Here is a 16,508-nt window from a genome sequence, read left to right as displayed (position 1 = left end):
GGCGGTCCCGCCGGCCGGGCTCGATCCCGGCCGACGGCTTGGGAGGTCAGCGCAGCGCCTGCTTGGCGAGCTCGGCGACGATCTCGTAATTCTGCGGCGTGACGAAGCCGGCGCCGGTATCGACATTCATCGGTGCGAGACCCAGCACAACCTGCTGGCAGAGGCTGAGGATCGGCAGATAGCCCTGCAGGAACGGCTGCTGGTCGGCCGTCAGCTGCACCCAGCCGCCCTTGAAGCCCTCGACGATCTGCGGGCTGGTGTCGAAGCCGAAGTTGAAGATATCGCCCGGCTTCCTGCCCGCCGCCTGCATGTAAGTCGGGACGTTGCCCAGCATCTGTCCGCCGGGATAGCCAACCGCCTTGACGTCGGGATTGTTGAGCAGTGCCGCGGTGATCACCGGAAGGGCCAGATTTGGGTCAGAAGCCCATTCGCCGCTTGGCGGCGAGGAGAGCTGTATGACCTCGACGCCCGCTTCCTTGAGGGCAGCGACAGTGCCGCGTTCTCGCGCGCCGCGGCTCTCGTTCTCGAACGGGCCGATCATGATCGCCTTGTCGCCGGCCTTGAGCCCGGCCAGCTTGACCGCCTCGGCGCCAAGCGCGCGGCCCTGCTGCTCCTGCTGGGCACCGACATAGCCGCCGCCGAACGCCGCCGTGACCGTCGGCACCGGCACGTTCTGGTACATCATCTTGATGCCGTCCTTGTGCGCCTGTTCGGCCAGCGGCATGATCGCGGCGTCGCCGGGGTGGCCCATCATGGCGATGCCTTGGGGCTTGACCGCGACAGCCTCGCGCAATTGCTGCACCATCTTCTCGACATCCCACTGGGAAAAGATGTAGTCGACCTTCGGCCCGAGATCGGCCGCCGCCTGCTTGGCGCCATTATAGACGATGGTGCCGAAGGCATCGCCCTCGGCGCCGCCGACGAAGAAACGGATATGGACATCCTTACACCACTGGGCATCGAGCGCCTGCGCCGGCAGGATCGAGAGTGCGGCGGCGAGCGCCATCGCGGCCGCCGCGACGGTCGAGCGCAGAACTGTCCTTCTCATCGTAATGCTCATGCACTTATCCTCCCTTTGTTCCCTCGCTAGCCGAGGGGTTTTGACGATCGCTTCGGCATTGCGCCGCAATCTTTCGCTGGCCGGCACCTCCCGCCGGCTTGTCCTGTTTTTATGCATGTCGTTATCGCAAAACCGCTGGGCACTTTTGCGCGACATGCATTAGCCTCACACCGGGTTCGGCAGGTAGCTCGCGCCTCCCCGGCATTGTTGGAGATAATCCAGCGCACGCGCCTGGCCGGTGATCTCGAGATCGCCGCGATAGACCGGGTCGTGCCAGCCCTCGATGTCGATGGCACCCTTGTAGCCGGCCAGCCGCAGCTCACTGATCACCCGCGCCCAGTCGCTGTCGCCGAAACCCGGCGTGCGCATCTGAACGAACGGCAGGCGGCCGAACACGCCATGTTCGCGGATCACGTCCCAGCGCACCGTCGCGTCCTTGCCATGGACGTGGAAGATGCGCGGCGCCCATTTGCGGATCTGCGGGATCGGGTCGATCAGATAGACCAACTGGTGACAGGGCTCCCACTCCAGGCCGAGATTGTCGTTTGGCAATTCGTTGAACATCAGCTCCCAGGCGTCCGGATTATGGGCGATGTTCCAGTCGCCGCTGGCCCAATTGCCGTCCATGGCGCAGTTCTCGAAGGCGATGCGCACGCCCTTGTCGGCGGCCCGCTTTGCCAGCTTCCCCCAGACCTCGCGGAAGCGCGGCAGGCTGTCGGGCAGCGGCTTGCCGCGGATGCGGCCAGTAAAGCCGCTGACCACATTGGTGCCGAACAGATGCGCGTTGTCGATGATCGTTTCCCACGCCTGGAGCACGCCGCGATCGACTTCACCGCTCTCCAGCGGATTGCCGAACACCCCGATTGACGAGACGACGACATCGGCATCGCCGATCGCCTCGCGGATCTCGCCCGCCAACCGCGGAATGTTCTTGCCGCCCAGCGTCTGCCAGAAGAACGGCTGGATGCTCTCGAAGCCGAGCGGCAGGATCTGCCTGACATAGGCGGCCGGGTCGTCCAGATTGGCCCGCACCATGGTGCCGATCCTGATGTCGAGCAGCGGGTTTGGCATCATGATCCTTCCTGTGAGGCGATAGCGACCCGGCGCCCGGTTTCGGCGCTCTCGATTGCGGCGAAAACCATGGCCAGGCTCTTGATGTTGTCGGCGCCGCGCGTCTCCGGTTCGGTGCCGGTCTCGACGGCGCGGACGAAATCCTGGATGATGCCGAGATGGCCGCCGACGCGATCTGCCGGGTCGAGCGGCGGCACGGCTATCGGTTCGGTGCGGTCGAACAGGCCTTCACGGACCGGCCGCACGACTTCCGCCTTCAACCCGTCCGCGCCGTCCCAGACAATGCTGCCGCGCTCGGCGACGATCCGCCATGTGCTGTCCCAGCTGGTACGGAAGCCGGCCGCGCACCAGCTGCCGGCATAGGTGAACAGCTTGCCGCCGCCGAGGTCGAAGCTTGCGGTTGCCGACGACCCTTGCCGATACCAGGAATTGGTCGGCTCCCACTCCTGGCAATAGACGCCGGCCGGTTCGCCGGCCACCATGTAGCGGGCCGCATCGAATGTGTGGATCGCCATATCGAGCAGCAGCACATGGCGCATCTCTTCGCGAAAACCGCCGAAATGCGGCGCAACGAAGAAATCGGCGTGGATGCTGGTTGGCGCACCAATGGCGCCGGAATCGAGAAAGCGCCGGATGCGCCTGACATTGGCGACATAGCGGCGGTTCTGCACGACGGCATGGATGCGGCCGGCACTGCGGGCCGCCTCGACAATGGCACGCGCATTGTCCGGGCTGTCGGCCAGCGGCTTTTCGGTCAAAAGATGGCAATGGTGGGCAAAGGCGGAAAGCGCGACCTCGCGGCGGGCGGCGGGAACCACGACGTCGAATACCGCGTCGGGCCTGGTCTGGTCGAGCACGGCGTCGAGGTCGGTTCCGATGACGGCGCCGGAAAGCTCGTATTCGCGCGCCCTTGCCCGCGCCCTTTCAGCGTCGAGATCAACCAGGCCGACAATGGCGAGCCCGTCGATCTGCTTGGCCGCATCGAGCCAGGCCTTGCTCATCGCGCCGCAGCCGACCAGGACGACATTGATCATCCAGCACTCCTCCCTCTCGGCCCCTCCAGACCGATCGTCACGGCGTTCACGGCAGAGCCGCAAACGTTCTTCCGTAAACGTTTACGAGAACACACCCGATGGCGTAGAATGTCAATTGGCCGGCTGTGAAAAATCGTGGCGTCGGCTTGGCCCGGAGAGCAGCCGGTGCTAGCCAAGCAAGGGGGAGAACTGTCCTTTGGCGTCCAGCATTCACGACCTTGCGCGTCACCTGAATATTTCCATCGGCACGGTGTCGCGCGCGCTCAACGGCCGCGCCGACGTCAATGCCGACACACGCCAGCGCGTGCTCGATGCGGCCAAGAAGCTGAACTATTCACCGAACCAGTCCGGCCGCAGCCTGCGGCGCGGCGCCACCCATTCGATCGCCTTCATGCTGCAGCCGCATCCGGGCGACCAGGAATATGGCGAGCCGTTCTTCATTCCGTTCCTGACCGGGTTGCAGGCCAAGCTCGCCGAAAGCGGCCTTGACCTGATCGTAGTGATGGGCGCGCCGGGCGACTATCAGCAGGAGCGCCTGCGCCGTGTCGTCGAGACGCGGCGGGCCGATGCGGTGGTGCTGGCCTGGACGCGGCGCGAGGACGAGCGCATCGACTATCTGACCCAGGCCGGTTTCCCGTTCGCGACGCTCGGCCGCAGCCGCTCCGGCGGCGATGCCTATCCCTCGCTCGACCTCGATTTCGAAAAAGCCGGGGCTGACGCGGTCGATCGTCTCGTCGCGCGCGGTCATCGCCGCATCGCCGCCATCCGCCCGTCGCTCGACCTCAATTTCGGCTATCTGTTCCTCGCCGGCTATCGCAAGGCGTTGCGGCGGCACGGCATCGAATTCGACCCCGAGTTGATCGCCGACGGCTTCATCAACGAGGCCGGCGGCTACGCGGTGACGCCGAAGGTCATGCGCTCCAAGGACCCGCCGACGGCCATCATCTTCAACAATGATGCGATGGCGCTTGGCGGCTGCAAGGCTCTGGCCGAGGCGGGCATCAGGCCCGGCCACGACGTTGCGGTGATCGTCATCGTCGACACCCCGCTCTGCCGCTATTTTTCGCCGGCGCTGACCGGCTTCCGCCCGGCGCTTGAGCCGATGGGCGAGCGGTTGGCCGAAATGCTGCTGGCATCGATCCCGGCTTACGCCGGCGCCGAAGGCGCACGCATCATCCGTGAAGTCTGGCCACTGGAACTGATCGCGCGCGACAGCGATTGAATCGCGGCGGTCACTGAGCAGGCTCAGATTGATCAAGACCCCCGCGCTCGCGCTCCGGCGTTGCGACCAGCGAGGCAGCGGCGGCATTGGCGGCGGCAAGTGCCGCCTCGACGGGCTCTCCACGCGCAAGCCACGCCGCAAAGGCGCCGACGAATTCATCACCGGCACCGTGGGTGCTGACCACCTCCACCGGCATCCCCGGCAAGGCGAATGCCTGGCCGTTGCGGTCGCGATAGGCAACGCCCTCGCCGCCGGCCGTGACGATTGCAGCCGGATAGGAACCGACGAGTATGCCGGCCGCCTTCGCAGCACCCTCGAGCGTGTCGACGACCGGAACGCCGGCCAGGAACTCCGCCTCGATGGCGTTGACGATGACGATGTCGGTCAGCGCGATCAGTTCGGCTGTCAGCTTTCGCGCCGGCGCCGCATTGAGAACGACGCGGCCGCCATGCGCCTTCACCGCTCGCGCCGCGGCAATGTTGGCGGCTTCCGGTACCTCGTTTTGCAGCAGCAGAACCGCCGTTTGCGCGATCAACTCGGCCGCCTCAATAATGTCCTTTTCGCCGAGAGTGAGATTGCTGCCCGAGACGATCACCGCGCCATAGTCGCCGCTGTCGTCGAAAATCGCTACGCTCATGCCCGAGCCGGCGCCCGAAGCCACTCCCACGAAGCGCTGGTCGACGCCGTTGCGATCAAGATTGTCGAGAAGCGCGCGGCCGAAATCATCGTCGCCGACAGCTCCGATCATCGCCGCATGCACGCCGGCCCGCGCTGCCGACACCGCCTGGTTGCCGCCCTTGCCGCCGCATTTCGGATGCCAGGCATGGCCGGTGACCGTTTCGCCCTTGCGCGGGCGATCGGGGGCTTCGACCATGATATCGTAATGCAGGCTGCCGAATACGGTCACCAGCGGCGGGGAAGCCGTCATGTGCCCTTGTCTTTCCGTTTCGACGTCACCGCAGACATGGTGCGGCCGAGATTGCGCTCCGCCGCCTGGTAGTCGCGTTGCGCGACCGCGACGAACAGCGCGTCGAGAATGTTGAGCTGGGCAATGCGGGCCGCTGCGTTCTCACCCATCAACGGCGAGCCTTGCGCGGTCGAGCAAAGCACGATGTCGGCGACGGCTGCCAATGGCGAGTTGTCATAGTTGGTGATGGCCAGCGTACGCGCGCCGCTTTTGCGCGCAAGTTGGATGGCGTCGATGACGGCGCTCGTGTTGCCGGAATGCGAGAAGCCGACAGCAATGTCGTCGGCGCCGAGCAGCGAGGCCGACATCAGCATCATGTGCGAATCGTCGTAGACAGAGGTGCGGATGCCGATGCGCAGGAATTTGTGCGAGACGTCGCGTGCGATCTGCGCCGAACCGCCGACGCCGTAGAAATCGCGGTTCCTGGCGCGGTAAAGCAGATCGGCGGCACGGTCGAAATCGTCCATGTCGAGGATGGCGAGCGTCTCCTCCAGCGCCTGGATGGAGGTGCGGAACACCTTCTGCACGATCTCGGCCGAACTGTCGTCCACCGACAGCTCCTGATGCATCTCGGCGGTCGGCAGGCGACTGTATTCATAGACCGCCGTGCGAAAGTCGCGATAGCCGGAAAAACCCAGCTTCTTGGCGATCTTGACCACCATCGCCTCCGACACACCGGCCTCCTCGGCGATCTGCTTGAGCTGTATGGTCTCGTCGAAGCCGCGCCGTCCGAATACGGTTTCAACCACCTTCGCCTCGAGCGGCGTCAGATGCGGCATCATCATGCGAATGCGCGGTCCTACTGCTTTCAGGTCCAGCCCGGTCAAGGTCATCCACGTCCCCTCGTCACGCGATCGATAAGCATCGCGGCGAGGATTATAAGGCCAGTTGCCAGGAGCTGATAGAAGGACTGCACGTTCATCAGCGTCAGGCCGTTGCGCATGCTGCCAAGAATGACGGCACCCAGGATGGTGCCGACGACGCTGCCCTTGCCGCCCATCAGCGAGGCACCGCCAATCGCCGCCGCTGCTATGGCGTCGAGCTCCCAGAGATTGCCCAGAATGGGTTCGGCGGCACCCAGCCGGCCGATCAGGATCTGCGCTGCAAGCGCTGCCAGCAGGCCCGAGATCATATAGGCGGCGATCTTGGTGCGGGCGATCGGCACGCCGGCTATGTAGGCCGCTTCCTCATTGCCGCCGACGGCGAGCAGATATTCGCCAAACGGTGTCTTCTTGAGGATGATCCAGGCAATCAGCGCGACCACGGCCACGATGATGACCGCCAACGGCAATCCGAACAGCGAGCCGTTGAAGATGGCACGGAAGCCGGCAGGCAGGCCAAGCACCGGATTGCCGCCGGTATAGATCAGCGCCAGCGCCCGGTAGGTGCTGAGCGTTCCCAGCGTGACGATGAAGGGCTGCAGCCCGACATAGGCAACCAGCACGCCGTTGAGCAGTCCGCAGGCGAGGCCGATGGCGAAGCCGGCGGCGATGGCCAGCGGAAACGGCACACCGGCAACCAGCATCGAGGCCGAGATGACCGCCGAAAGGGCTGCCGTCGGCCCGACGGACAGGTCGATGCCGCCCGAGATGATGACCAGCGTCATGCCCAACGCCAGGCAGGCATTGATGCTCGATTGCTGCAGGATGTTGATCAGGTTACGCTCGGCAAAGAAGCCGGGGACCAGCGCCCCGAAGACGGCGAGGATCACCACCAGGCCGATCAGCGTGCCGGCGTCGCGCACGGAAAACCGGTGCAGGAAATCTGCCCTTGGGCGCGCTGCTGTGTGTTGAGTTATATCGGTCATCCGCTGGTCCTGTCTGTTATGCACCGGCCCGATGGCCTTGCGCCTTGCCGGCCTCAATCTCCGTTTGGGGTATGGCGTACGCGGCGATCGCCTGTTCGCTGAGACTTGCGCGGCCCAGTTCGGCGGCGACCGTGCCGTCGCGCATGACCAGCACGCGGTCGGCGAGCCGGATCACCTCGGGGAGTTCGGACGACACGACGATTACCGAATGGCCTTCGGCGGCGAGTTCCTCGATCAGGTGGTAGATCTCCGCCTTGGCGCCGACATCGATGCCGCGCGTCGGCTCGTCGAACAGAAGGATCCGCGTTCCCGCCGCCAGCCAGCGGCCGATGATCGCTTTCTGCTGGTTGCCGCCGCTGAACAGGCGGATCGGCCGGTCGAGCAGGAACGGCCTGAGATTGACCCGCTTCATCTTCTCGGCCGCGACCCGTTTCAGCCTTTTGTGATCGATGACGCCGCGCGGCGCGAACACGCCCATCGAGGCCAGCGCCATGTTGCTGGAGATCGACCGCAACGGCACGATGCCTTCGCGCTTGCGCTCCTCCGGCACCAGGCCGATGCCGGCCGCGATGGCGTCGCGCGGACTGGAAAGCTTTACCGCCTTGCCGTCGATCTCTATTGCGCCTGATGAGGCCCGGTCGGCGCCGGCCAGCAGCCGCAGCAGTTCGGTGCGGCCGGACCCGACCAGGCCGGCAATGCCCAACACCTCGCCGTGATGCAGGTCGAACGAAACGTCACGGACCTTGGTTGCCGAGGCGAGGCCACGCACGCTCAGCCTGATCTCGGGGGAAGCATGCGAGCGGTGTTGTTCCTGGGCAAGCTCGCGGCCGACCATCATCGAAACGACGGCCTTTTCCGACACCTTTGCGAGATCGACGGTTTCGACCACAACGCCATCGCGCATGATGGTTGCGCGCTGGCAGATGCCGAACGCCTCGTCCAGCTTGTGCGAGACATAGACGACCGCGACACCGTCGCGTGCCAGACCGGCAATGACTTCCGCCAGCCGTTCGAACTCGCTCGGCGTGAGGCTCGACGTCGGCTCGTCCATCGCCACGATCCTGGCGCGGTCGAGCAGCGCCCGCGCGATCTCGACGATCTGCCGCTGCGCCACCTTCAGGCTGCCAAGCGGGGCTGCCGGATCGATGGTCGGGTCGATGGCGGCCAACGCTTCCGCAGCGCGGCTCTCCTGCTCGCGCCGTGCGACGAAGACGCCGCCGCGCCTCAACGGATGGCCGAGGAACATGTTCTGGGCGACGCTGAGGCGTGGCACCTGCTGTAATTCCTGATGGATCATCGCCACGCCGGCGGCGCGCGCCGCGACCGGGCTGTTCAGCGTCACCGGTTTGCCGTCGATCAGCACGCTTCCCGCCGTCGGCCGGTAGACGCCTGACAATATGCGCAGCAGCGTCGATTTGCCGGCGCCGTTTTCACCGAGCAGGCCATGGATCTCGCCGGCGCCGACCGAAAACGACACTTCGCTCAGCGCCCGCACAGCCGGAAACTCTTTGGAAATGCCCTCGAATTGCAGCCGCGCTGACATTGCTTCGGTTCTCCAGGCAAGGTGCCGACCCAAGGCCGGCACCTGCCGGCCCTGCTCTACTGGCCCGCTGCCGCGTCCTCGAGCAGCGCCTTGCGCACGGCATCGCCGCCGCCGGAGTAACGGTCGGCATTGTCCTTGGTGATCAGCGCCTGCGGCGTGGCAACGACGCGCGGCAGCTTCTGCCCGGCCACCAGCCGCAGCGCCGATTCCAGCGCCACCTCGCCGGTCAGCACCGGGAACGAATCGACGGTGCCGGTCAGCTCGCCGGCGCGGATCGAGGCATAGGCGTCGGAGATGCCGTCGGTGCCGAAGACCGCAACCTTGTCCTGCAGCCCGGCAGCCTTGACCGCCTCGACGATGCCCAGCGCCATGCCGTCATTGTTGGCATAGAAGCCGATCAGGTCGGGGTGCTGCTGCAGGATGTTGGTGGCCGCGTCGTAGGAGGTCTGGCGATCCCAGTTACCGGGGACGCTGGCGACGACGTCGAACTTGCCGGCCTCGGTGATCGTTGTCTTGAAACCGTCGGTGCGCTGGACGGCGGCGTAGACGCCGGCCTGGCCTTCGACGATGGCGACCTTGCCGCCGTCCGGCCGGTTCTTGATGAACCATTTGGCGACGCGCACGCCGTTGTCGCGCTGGACATTGCCGACATAGTGCTCAGCCTGCGGGATGACCGCGTCGTTAACGTTGACCACCGGCACATTGGCTGCCTTGGCCTGTTCCATGATCGGCTGCAGGTTGGAGTCGGTCTGCGGCGAAACGAGCAGCACGTTGTAGCCTTGCGTGACCAGGCCTTCGGCGATGGTGAGCTGGCCGAGCTGGTCGCCCTCGCTCTGCGCCGCCTGGTAGACCACGGGCACGCCGGTGCGGTCGCCGAACGACTTGTAGCCCTCTCCCAGCGAGCGCCAGTATTCGTTGGTCAGCGTCTTGGAGACCGCACCCGCCTTGGTGCCCTCGGGCAGCTTGGGGAAGGCCCCGAACTTGGCCTCGAGCTGCGACCAGTCGATGCGATCCTTCTCGGTGTCGGAATTGAGCGGCGCGAGGTCCGCGGAAAAAGCCGAGCCGATGGACAGCGCCATCAGGGCAGCGGCAGCGGTGGCAAGTAGAAATTTCATGATCTTCCTCCCTTGTTGAAAAACGGTCTATGCCGCCGGCCTCAGCTGTCCGGCCCGAGCATGGCTTCCTGGATGATGGCCTGCGAGGCGACCGCGTCCTGACGGTCGACGGCAGTGGACAGGCGATTGTCCTTTTCCAGCCGATCGACGAAGCGCAGCATGCGCTTGACAGTCGCGATGTTGACTTCGCATTCGTGGACCGGGTCGAGCCCGGTCATGTCGGGGAACGTGTCGAAGTAGATGGCGCCGGCATAGCCGTCTCGACGGATCTGCCTGAGCAGCTCGATCGTCTGCAGCGTATGCACGGCCCCGACCATCAGGCCGTCGTCGCGCTTGGCGTAGCCGTCGTTGAGATGCACGCCGAGCAGCTTGCTGTGTCGCGCCACGAGTGCTGCGGCAAAGGCCGGCTGCTCGTCGGCATAGAGCACATGGGCGAAATCGAGCGTCACGCCGAGATTTGGCAGGCCGATCTCGCGGATCGCCAGCAATGTAGTCGCCGCATCTGGCATCAGGCTGTAGGAGCGCGGCTCGTTGGGTTTGTATTCAAGGCTGATTTGGCAGCCCGGATCATGCGCCGCAACTTCACGAATGCCATCGATTTCGTGTTGCCAGAGCGCTGCGTAGTCCACCTGGAAGGCATAGTCGAAGCCATCCTGCCCGAGCCACAAGGTCATCAGGCTGGCGCCCGCCTCGCGGGTGGCGTCGATGCCGGCCTTGGTCAGGTCGATGGCTTCGCGGCGAATGGCAGGATCCGGGTTGGTGAAGGCGCCGAGCTTGAAAGCCGGATTGGAATAGTAGCGCATGGCGAAACCATTGATGGAAAGCCCGATATCGCCGAGTTTGCGCGCTATTTCCGCAGGCTTTTCATCGACATGGTCGGGGAAGTTGAGGTCGAGATCGGTCAACTCCGCAACCTTCGCCGCACGTGCCGCCATTTGCAGCATGGACGGTTTGCCGACAAGATCGGGCCACTCGGACTGTGGCCGCGAGGCAAAGGAATTGAGGCGGGTGGCGAAACGATAGGCAGTCATCGGGGACCTTCCATTGTCATAACTTTACATTAGAACGATTATTTGTAAAGTTGCTAATTGCTCGCTCGGCGACGACGAATTCGCCATACCCAGGCCAGTTGCGACCATGGGGGACAAGCAAGCGCGGCACTGTCACGCAAGTATCATGTTCGCGTCCTAGATCGCTTCTCCGAAGGCTTTCGCGGCATCCTCGATGCCACGCGGCGCTTTTTCATATCCCGGCAGCTTTGTCTCAAAAGAGGATATCCATGAAAAACCTGCACCGAACCGCGTCCCTCGCCGTCGCGCTGGCGATGTTCACCGCCTTGACCCCGGCCTTGGCTGAAAACGCCGCGACCGTCGGCGGCGTCGGCTTCGTCAACAAGGGCCTGGTCGGTGTCGGCCGCATCCCGGCCAGCCAGAAGGACAAGTTCGGCGAGACGTTTGGCTCGGGCTCGGGTATGTCGATCGACGCTGCCGGCTGGACGCATGGCGCCGATGGCTATAAGGGCTCGCTGTGGCTGCTGCCGGATCGCGGCTACAATGTCGTCGGCACCACCGATTACCGTCCGCGCCTCAACACGATCGCCCTCGAGTTCGCGCCGATCGCGCCGGGTGCGGCACCGGCCACCGGCCAGGAACAATCGGGCCTCACGGCGACGCTTGCCGACACCATGCTTTTGACCGACGACAAGGGCGCCGACGCAACCGGCCTCGATCCGCTCAACGGCGTGCGTGCCGCGACCGACGACATGCCGATCCTGCCCGAAGCCAACGGCAAGCTCGCGCTCGATAACGAAGCGATCGCACGGCTGCCCGACGGCACGATGTTCATCTCGGACGAATACGGTCCGAACATCTACCGCTTCTCCGCCGATGGGCGTCTGATGTCGGCAACGCAGCCGCCGGCGGCGCTTGTCCCGATGCGTCACGAGACGCCAAACTTTGCTTCCAACAATCCGGGACTTGGCGCGGCAGACCCGGATCCGAAGGATCCCGAAACCGGCCGTCAGAACAACCAGGGCCTCGAAGGCATGGCGCTGACGCCGGACGGGAAGTTCCTGATTGCCGTGCTGCAGTCGGCCCCAAGGCAGGATGGCGGCGATTCCGCCTCGACGCGTCAGAACACGCGCGCGCTGGTCTACGATGCCTCGGATCCCGGCCAGCTCAAGCTCGCGCATGAATATGTCGTGCCGCTGCCGGTGTTCACCGATGCCAAGGGCAAAACCAAGATCGCCGCGCAGAGCGAAATCGTGGCGCTGTCGGACAAGACCTTCCTGATGCTGGCGCGCGACAGCGGCAATGGCCAGGGGCTGAAGGGCGACACCTCGCTCCACCGCGAGATCAGCGTCGTCGATGTGTCTGCGGCAACCGATGTCGCCGGCACAGAATTCGACAAGGACAAGCCGCTGGCGCCCAAGGGTGAGCTCGATCCATCGGTGACGCCGGCCAAGCTGACGCCGCTCATCGACATCAACGACAAGACCGAGCTCGGCCGCTTCGGGCTGCACAATGGCGCGCCCAACGACCGCAACAACCTTTCGGAGAAATGGGAGGCGATGTCGGTGGTGAGCGTCCTCGATCCAAAGCTGCCCGACGACTATTTCCTGTTCGTCGCCAATGACAATGATTTCCTCACGCAGGACGGCTTCCAGGTCGGCGCGGCCTACAAGGCCGAGGATGGCGCCGATGTCGACACCATGTTCCTGGTCTATCAGGTCACGCTCCCAGGCCTCGCCAAGAAGTAGCGGCACCCATACAGGCGGACGCGCCGAACGCGTCCGCCTGAGCTGGCGCGATTGAGCGGTTGTACCTTCAGTTGCGGCTCGCCCGCGCAAGGACGGTGTCCTGGTGCGTTGCAAAAACCTGCGACTGACGATCCAGTCGAAGGCACTTACCTCAACATCTCCGCGTCCTTTGGCACGCCGGCATCGATCGGCTCGGCCGTCCTGTTCGACACGGCGGCGATCTTCCCGGCGGCCGACAGGTTCGGGCGCACGAAGACCGGCGCGACGCCGTCGACGCGGCTGTAGAGGTCGATAATGTCCTGATTCATGAAGCGCACACAGCCGGAGGAAGCGTTCTTCCCAATGGAATCCCACTCCGGCGTGCCGTGCAGCCTATACATCGTGTCCTTGCCGTCACGGAAGAGATACAGCGCGCGGGCACCAAGCGGGCTCTGCGGGCCGGGCGGCATGCCGTCCTTGTATTTCGCCAGTTCCGGCCGGCGTTGGATCATTTCCGGCGGCGGCGTCCAGACCGGCCACTTCTTCCTCGCCTGTACCACGGCGCTGCCGGTCCATCCGAAACCGGCCTTGCCGAGGCTGACGCCATAGCGAATTGCCTTGCCGCCGTCGCGCACCAGATAGAGGAAGTGCTCGGAAGTATCGACGACGATCGTGCCGGGTTTTTCTCCAGTCGGGTCGGCCACGATTTGCCGCACGAATTTCGGATCGACCTTGGCTACCGGGATTGCCGGCAGCTGATAGCCCTCGTCCATGCGCGCGGCATACATGCTTGCGGCATCGCCGAAAGCCGGATCGCTTGGTGCCGCGGGCACCGGCGCCGCCACGTCCGTCGTAGTGCACGACGAAAGAGCCACGGAGGCCGCGCCCAGAGCGGATGCACCAAGAAAGGCGCGCCGGTTCAGGCGCTCAAAAAACAACGGAATATCGGACATGAGCCCCCCGGCCTACCCATGAGATCCAGGAAAATGCGGCCCCACGCGTGCGGGATCAATATACGATTCCGGAAGGTTGAGAAATGCTTAGATCAAGGCACGCCAGGCGGAATTTACAGCGCCGCATCGACCTCTCCCGTTAAATCGGCAATCATTGCGGACTCAGACAAGCCTTCGCCGAGTTGCCTGCCATGGACGACAACATGCCCCCGCGCCGGCAGACCGGCGACCTCACCAGTGGGCCTATCCCGCGCACCCTGTTGCTGTTTGCCCTGCCGGTGCTCGGCTCCAATGTGCTGCAGTCGCTCAACGGCTCGATAAATGCCGTGTGGGTCGGCCGTTTCCTCGGTGAAGCGGCGCTGACCGCCACGTCCAATGCCAACCTCGTGCTGTTTCTCATCCTCGGCACCGTCTTCGGCATCGGCATGGCGGCGACCATCCTGGTCGCACAATCCGTCGGCGCTCGTGACCTGCCCGAAGCCCGGCGCATCGTCGGAACCAGCGCCACCTTCTTCTTCCTCGTCTCGGTGGTGTTCGCGGTCTGCGGCTGGATCTGGGTCGATGCGATCCTCGATGCGCTCGGCACGCCGGCCGACGCGTTGCCGCTGGCGCGCTCCTATCTGCGCATCATCTTCCTCGCCGTGCCGATGATGAACCTGCTGTCCTTCGTCATGACGGTGCTGCGCGGCGCCGGCGATTCGCGCACGCCTTTCCTGTTCATGGCGCTGGCCGTCATGCTCGACGTCGTTTTGAACCCGTTGCTCATCCTCGGCATCGGCCCGTTCCCCGAACTCGGCATCGCCGGCTCGGCCACCTCGACGCTGATCGGCCAGACGGTAAGCGTGGTTGCCATCCTGATTGTGCTCTATGCGCGCAAGCACCCGCTGCGGCTGGCCGGCCCTAATCTCGCTCTGCTGCGGCCGGACCCGGCGCTGCTGCGCATCGTCGTCTTCAAGGGCGTGCCGATGGGCCTGCAGATGATCGTCGTTTCGGCCGCGGCGCTGACGGTGATGGGCATGGTCAACTCGTACGGCTCGCAGGTTGCAGCTGCCTACGGCATAGCCGCACAGCTCTGGACCTATATCCAGATGCCGGCGCTCGCCATCGGCGCCGCGGTGTCGTCCATGGCGGCGCAAAATGTCGGCGCCAGGCGCTGGGACCGGATTGGACGCATCGCCACCTCCGGCGTCGGCTTCAACCTTGTGCTCACCGGGATGCTCGTCGCGCTGCTGTTCGTATTCGATCGCGCGGTGCTCAGCCTCTTCCTTGGCAGCGACAGTGCAGCAATCGACATCGCCACTCACATCAACAAGATCGCGTCGTGGTCCTTCATCCTGTTCGGCATCACCATCGTGCTCTTCGCCACCGTGCGTGCCACCGGCGCGGTGATGCCGCCGCTGATCATCCTGGTGATCTCGGTGCTGCTGGTGCGCACCAGCTTCGCCTATTTCTTCCGAAGCGTGATCGGCGAGGAAGCTCTGTGGTGGAGCTTTCCGGCTGGCTCTATAACCTCGCTCGTGCTGGCCGCGGCCTATTATCGCTTCGGCCGCTGGCGCAGCCTGCACATGATCGAGAGCCGGCCGGCTGCCGGCGAACCGCCGGATACCGGCCTCGGCGTACCGCGCCAGCGCGCGCACCTTTCGCCCGAGACACCGAACGGCTGAAAGGTCGGCTCAGCGCGCGTATTTCGCGCCAAACCCGAGAGCGACCAGGGAAAAGACGACAATCATGCCGGCAAAGGCCACGCTTGCCGCGGTCGCACCTGCCACCGTCGACAGAACGCCGATGCCGATGACCGGCAGCGCGTTGCCGCAAAAACAGCAGATGAAGAAGGCCGAGACGACTTCGGCGCGCCGGTCCGCCGGCGCGATCTCGTTCACCACTTGCAAGCCGCCGCGATAGCCGAGCGCTGCCGCCACGCCGCACAAGGCGGTGCCGGCAATCATTATGGTCATCGAGGCGAAGACCTGCGCCGCAACAATCATCGCGACGGTTGGGATCATCAGCGCAAGCGCCGCGAACATCGCGGCTCGGCTCGAAAGACGTGCCGTCGCTACAATGGTGGCGGCCGTCACGATCGCCAATTCAAAGAACAGAGCGCCGGCTTCGGCATGGTTGGTTACCTGCAGTTGCTGCGCCAAAATGCTCGGTGCGAGTGCTGCATAAAAGCCGACCAGCGCCATTGCGCCAAAGCCGGTCACCGCCGGCGCAACGAAACTTGCGCGGATGTCATCGGGTACGGAAAGCCGCGGCCGCATCGAAACGTCAGCCAGTTTCCCCGGCCGCGAAACGGTTTCCCGCGTGCGCCAGACGAGCAGGGTTACAGTCGCGAGCATCGCCAGGTAGACGACGAATGTCAGCCTGAGCGGCCAAGGCGCGTATTCGGCGAGCAACCCGGCCCCCAGCGCACCGAGGCCGAGGCCGAGAAAATTGGTGCTGGTGGCAATCGTCGCCGCCTGTGACTTGTCGTCGGTCGGGAGCAATTCGGCGAGCCAGGCGGTGCCGGTGCCCGCGCCGACGCCGATTCCCAGTCCGCTCAGAATTCGGGCGATGTCGAGCCAGGCGACATTTTCGGCGAACAGGAAAACCACCGCGCTGACCACGGCCACCGCCATCCCGGCCAATGCCATTGGACGGCGCCCGATGACATCGGACACACGCCCCAACATCAGCAGCGCCGCCAGATTGCCGATGACATAGACGGCGTAGACCAGCGTCAAAGTGATCTGTGAGAAGCCGAAGACCTGCTTGTAGATGATGTAAAGCGGCGTCAGCGCCGTGCTGCCGGCGAAAAGAGCCGCGATCATAGCGGCCACGGTGGCCGCTGCAGCGCGGCCGCCGAGTTCGTAATCGCGCGTCATGACTTGAGCGTGAGCGGTCATTTTTTCGACCTTTTGCTGTTCGGGATCTGACATCCTAACGCCTTTTTCGCGTCAGCCGTTCCCCCTCCCCGGCTTGCTCCTGACAAGTTTGGCAGCTTTGCCGATGGCGCTGAGCGA

Annotated in this window: 14 protein-coding genes; 3 read left to right on the top strand and 11 right to left on the bottom strand. The window is 64.7% G+C overall.

The genetic code is table 11. The annotated features are described in order from the left end of the window. Window positions 1-46 precede the first annotated feature (46 nt). From NKH93_RS15830 to NKH93_RS15820, 3 genes are all read right to left on the bottom strand, one after another. Window positions 47-1,060 (bottom strand): substrate-binding domain-containing protein, encoded by a 1,014-nt coding sequence (locus tag NKH93_RS15830; protein ID WP_352919516.1) that lies wholly within the window; start codon window positions 1,058-1,060, stop codon window positions 47-49. A gap of 165 nt (window positions 1,061-1,225) precedes the next feature. Further along, the gene (locus NKH93_RS15825) at window positions 1,226-2,131 is read right to left on the bottom strand and encodes a sugar phosphate isomerase/epimerase family protein (protein ID WP_352919610.1); all 906 of its coding nucleotides are present in this window, start codon (window positions 2,129-2,131) and stop codon (window positions 1,226-1,228) included. Then, entirely contained in the window at window positions 2,131-3,165 is a 1,035-nt protein-coding gene (locus NKH93_RS15820) for a Gfo/Idh/MocA family protein (protein WP_352919518.1), read from the bottom strand. Before NKH93_RS15820 ends, NKH93_RS15825 begins: the two co-directional genes overlap by 1 nt. Window positions 3,166-3,361: 196 nt before the next feature. On the opposite strand from NKH93_RS15820, the gene NKH93_RS15815 reads away from it, so the two are divergent. Then, a complete protein-coding gene (locus NKH93_RS15815) occupies window positions 3,362-4,387 on the top strand; it encodes a LacI family DNA-binding transcriptional regulator (RefSeq protein ID WP_352501039.1) in 1,026 nt (341 codons plus the stop codon). A gap of 10 nt (window positions 4,388-4,397) precedes the next feature. Here NKH93_RS15815 and NKH93_RS15810 read toward each other — a convergent pair whose 3' ends face one another. Genes NKH93_RS15810 through NKH93_RS15785 form a run of 6 tightly spaced genes read right to left on the bottom strand, consistent with a single transcriptional unit; the run spans window position 4,398 to window position 10,850 of the window. Continuing rightward, on the bottom strand, window positions 4,398-5,315 hold the full coding sequence (locus tag NKH93_RS15810; RefSeq protein ID WP_352970836.1) for a ribokinase: 918 nt from the start codon (window positions 5,313-5,315) through the stop codon (window positions 4,398-4,400). Beyond that, window positions 5,312-6,187 carry a MurR/RpiR family transcriptional regulator gene (locus NKH93_RS15805; protein WP_352919526.1) on the bottom strand — a complete coding sequence of 292 codons (876 nt, stop codon included), beginning with the start codon at window positions 6,185-6,187 and terminating at the stop codon, window positions 5,312-5,314. Before NKH93_RS15805 ends, NKH93_RS15810 begins: the two co-directional genes overlap by 4 nt. Then, a complete protein-coding gene (locus tag NKH93_RS15800; protein WP_352456543.1) occupies window positions 6,184-7,161 on the bottom strand; it encodes an ABC transporter permease in 978 nt (325 codons plus the stop codon). The genes NKH93_RS15805 and NKH93_RS15800 overlap by 4 nt, the downstream gene beginning before the upstream one ends. Window positions 7,162-7,177: 16 nt before the next feature. Further along, window positions 7,178-8,704 carry a sugar ABC transporter ATP-binding protein gene (locus NKH93_RS15795; protein WP_352970833.1) on the bottom strand — a complete coding sequence of 509 codons (1,527 nt, stop codon included), beginning with the start codon at window positions 8,702-8,704 and terminating at the stop codon, window positions 7,178-7,180. A gap of 56 nt (window positions 8,705-8,760) precedes the next feature. Further along, window positions 8,761-9,819: a sugar ABC transporter substrate-binding protein gene (locus tag NKH93_RS15790; protein ID WP_352831192.1), complete on the bottom strand. Its 1,059-nt coding sequence runs from the start codon at window positions 9,817-9,819 to the stop codon at window positions 8,761-8,763. Window positions 9,820-9,860: 41 nt separating this feature from the next. Beyond that, on the bottom strand, window positions 9,861-10,850 hold the full coding sequence (locus tag NKH93_RS15785) for a TIM barrel protein (RefSeq protein ID WP_352919530.1): 990 nt from the start codon (window positions 10,848-10,850) through the stop codon (window positions 9,861-9,863). A 248-nt stretch (window positions 10,851-11,098) separates the two neighbouring features. Between NKH93_RS15785 and NKH93_RS15780 the strand changes: the two genes are divergently transcribed. Beyond that, complete coding sequence (locus NKH93_RS15780; RefSeq protein ID WP_352919533.1) at window positions 11,099-12,577, top strand: esterase-like activity of phytase family protein; 1,479 nt, start codon at window positions 11,099-11,101, stop codon at window positions 12,575-12,577. 146 nt (window positions 12,578-12,723) lie between these two features. Here the strand turns inward: NKH93_RS15780 and NKH93_RS15775 are convergent, their stop codons facing one another. Then, entirely contained in the window at window positions 12,724-13,509 is a 786-nt protein-coding gene (locus NKH93_RS15775) for a L,D-transpeptidase (protein ID WP_352501044.1), read from the bottom strand. A 191-nt stretch (window positions 13,510-13,700) separates the two neighbouring features. Between NKH93_RS15775 and NKH93_RS15770 the strand changes: the two genes are divergently transcribed. After that, entirely contained in the window at window positions 13,701-15,173 is a 1,473-nt protein-coding gene (locus NKH93_RS15770) for an MATE family efflux transporter (RefSeq protein WP_352820397.1), read from the top strand. A 9-nt stretch (window positions 15,174-15,182) separates the two neighbouring features. Here the strand turns inward: NKH93_RS15770 and NKH93_RS15765 are convergent, their stop codons facing one another. Continuing rightward, window positions 15,183-16,391, bottom strand: coding sequence for an MFS transporter (locus NKH93_RS15765; RefSeq protein ID WP_352501046.1), 1,209 nt, complete (start codon window positions 16,389-16,391; stop codon window positions 15,183-15,185). Window positions 16,392-16,508: the final 117 nt, after the last annotated feature.

It is taken from the genome of Mesorhizobium sp. M0954 (assembly GCF_040319155.1).
Lineage (GTDB): Bacteria > Pseudomonadota > Alphaproteobacteria > Rhizobiales > Rhizobiaceae > Mesorhizobium.
The sequence above is the reverse complement of the archived record's forward strand: the minus strand, read 5'-3'. Positions and strand labels throughout refer to the sequence as shown.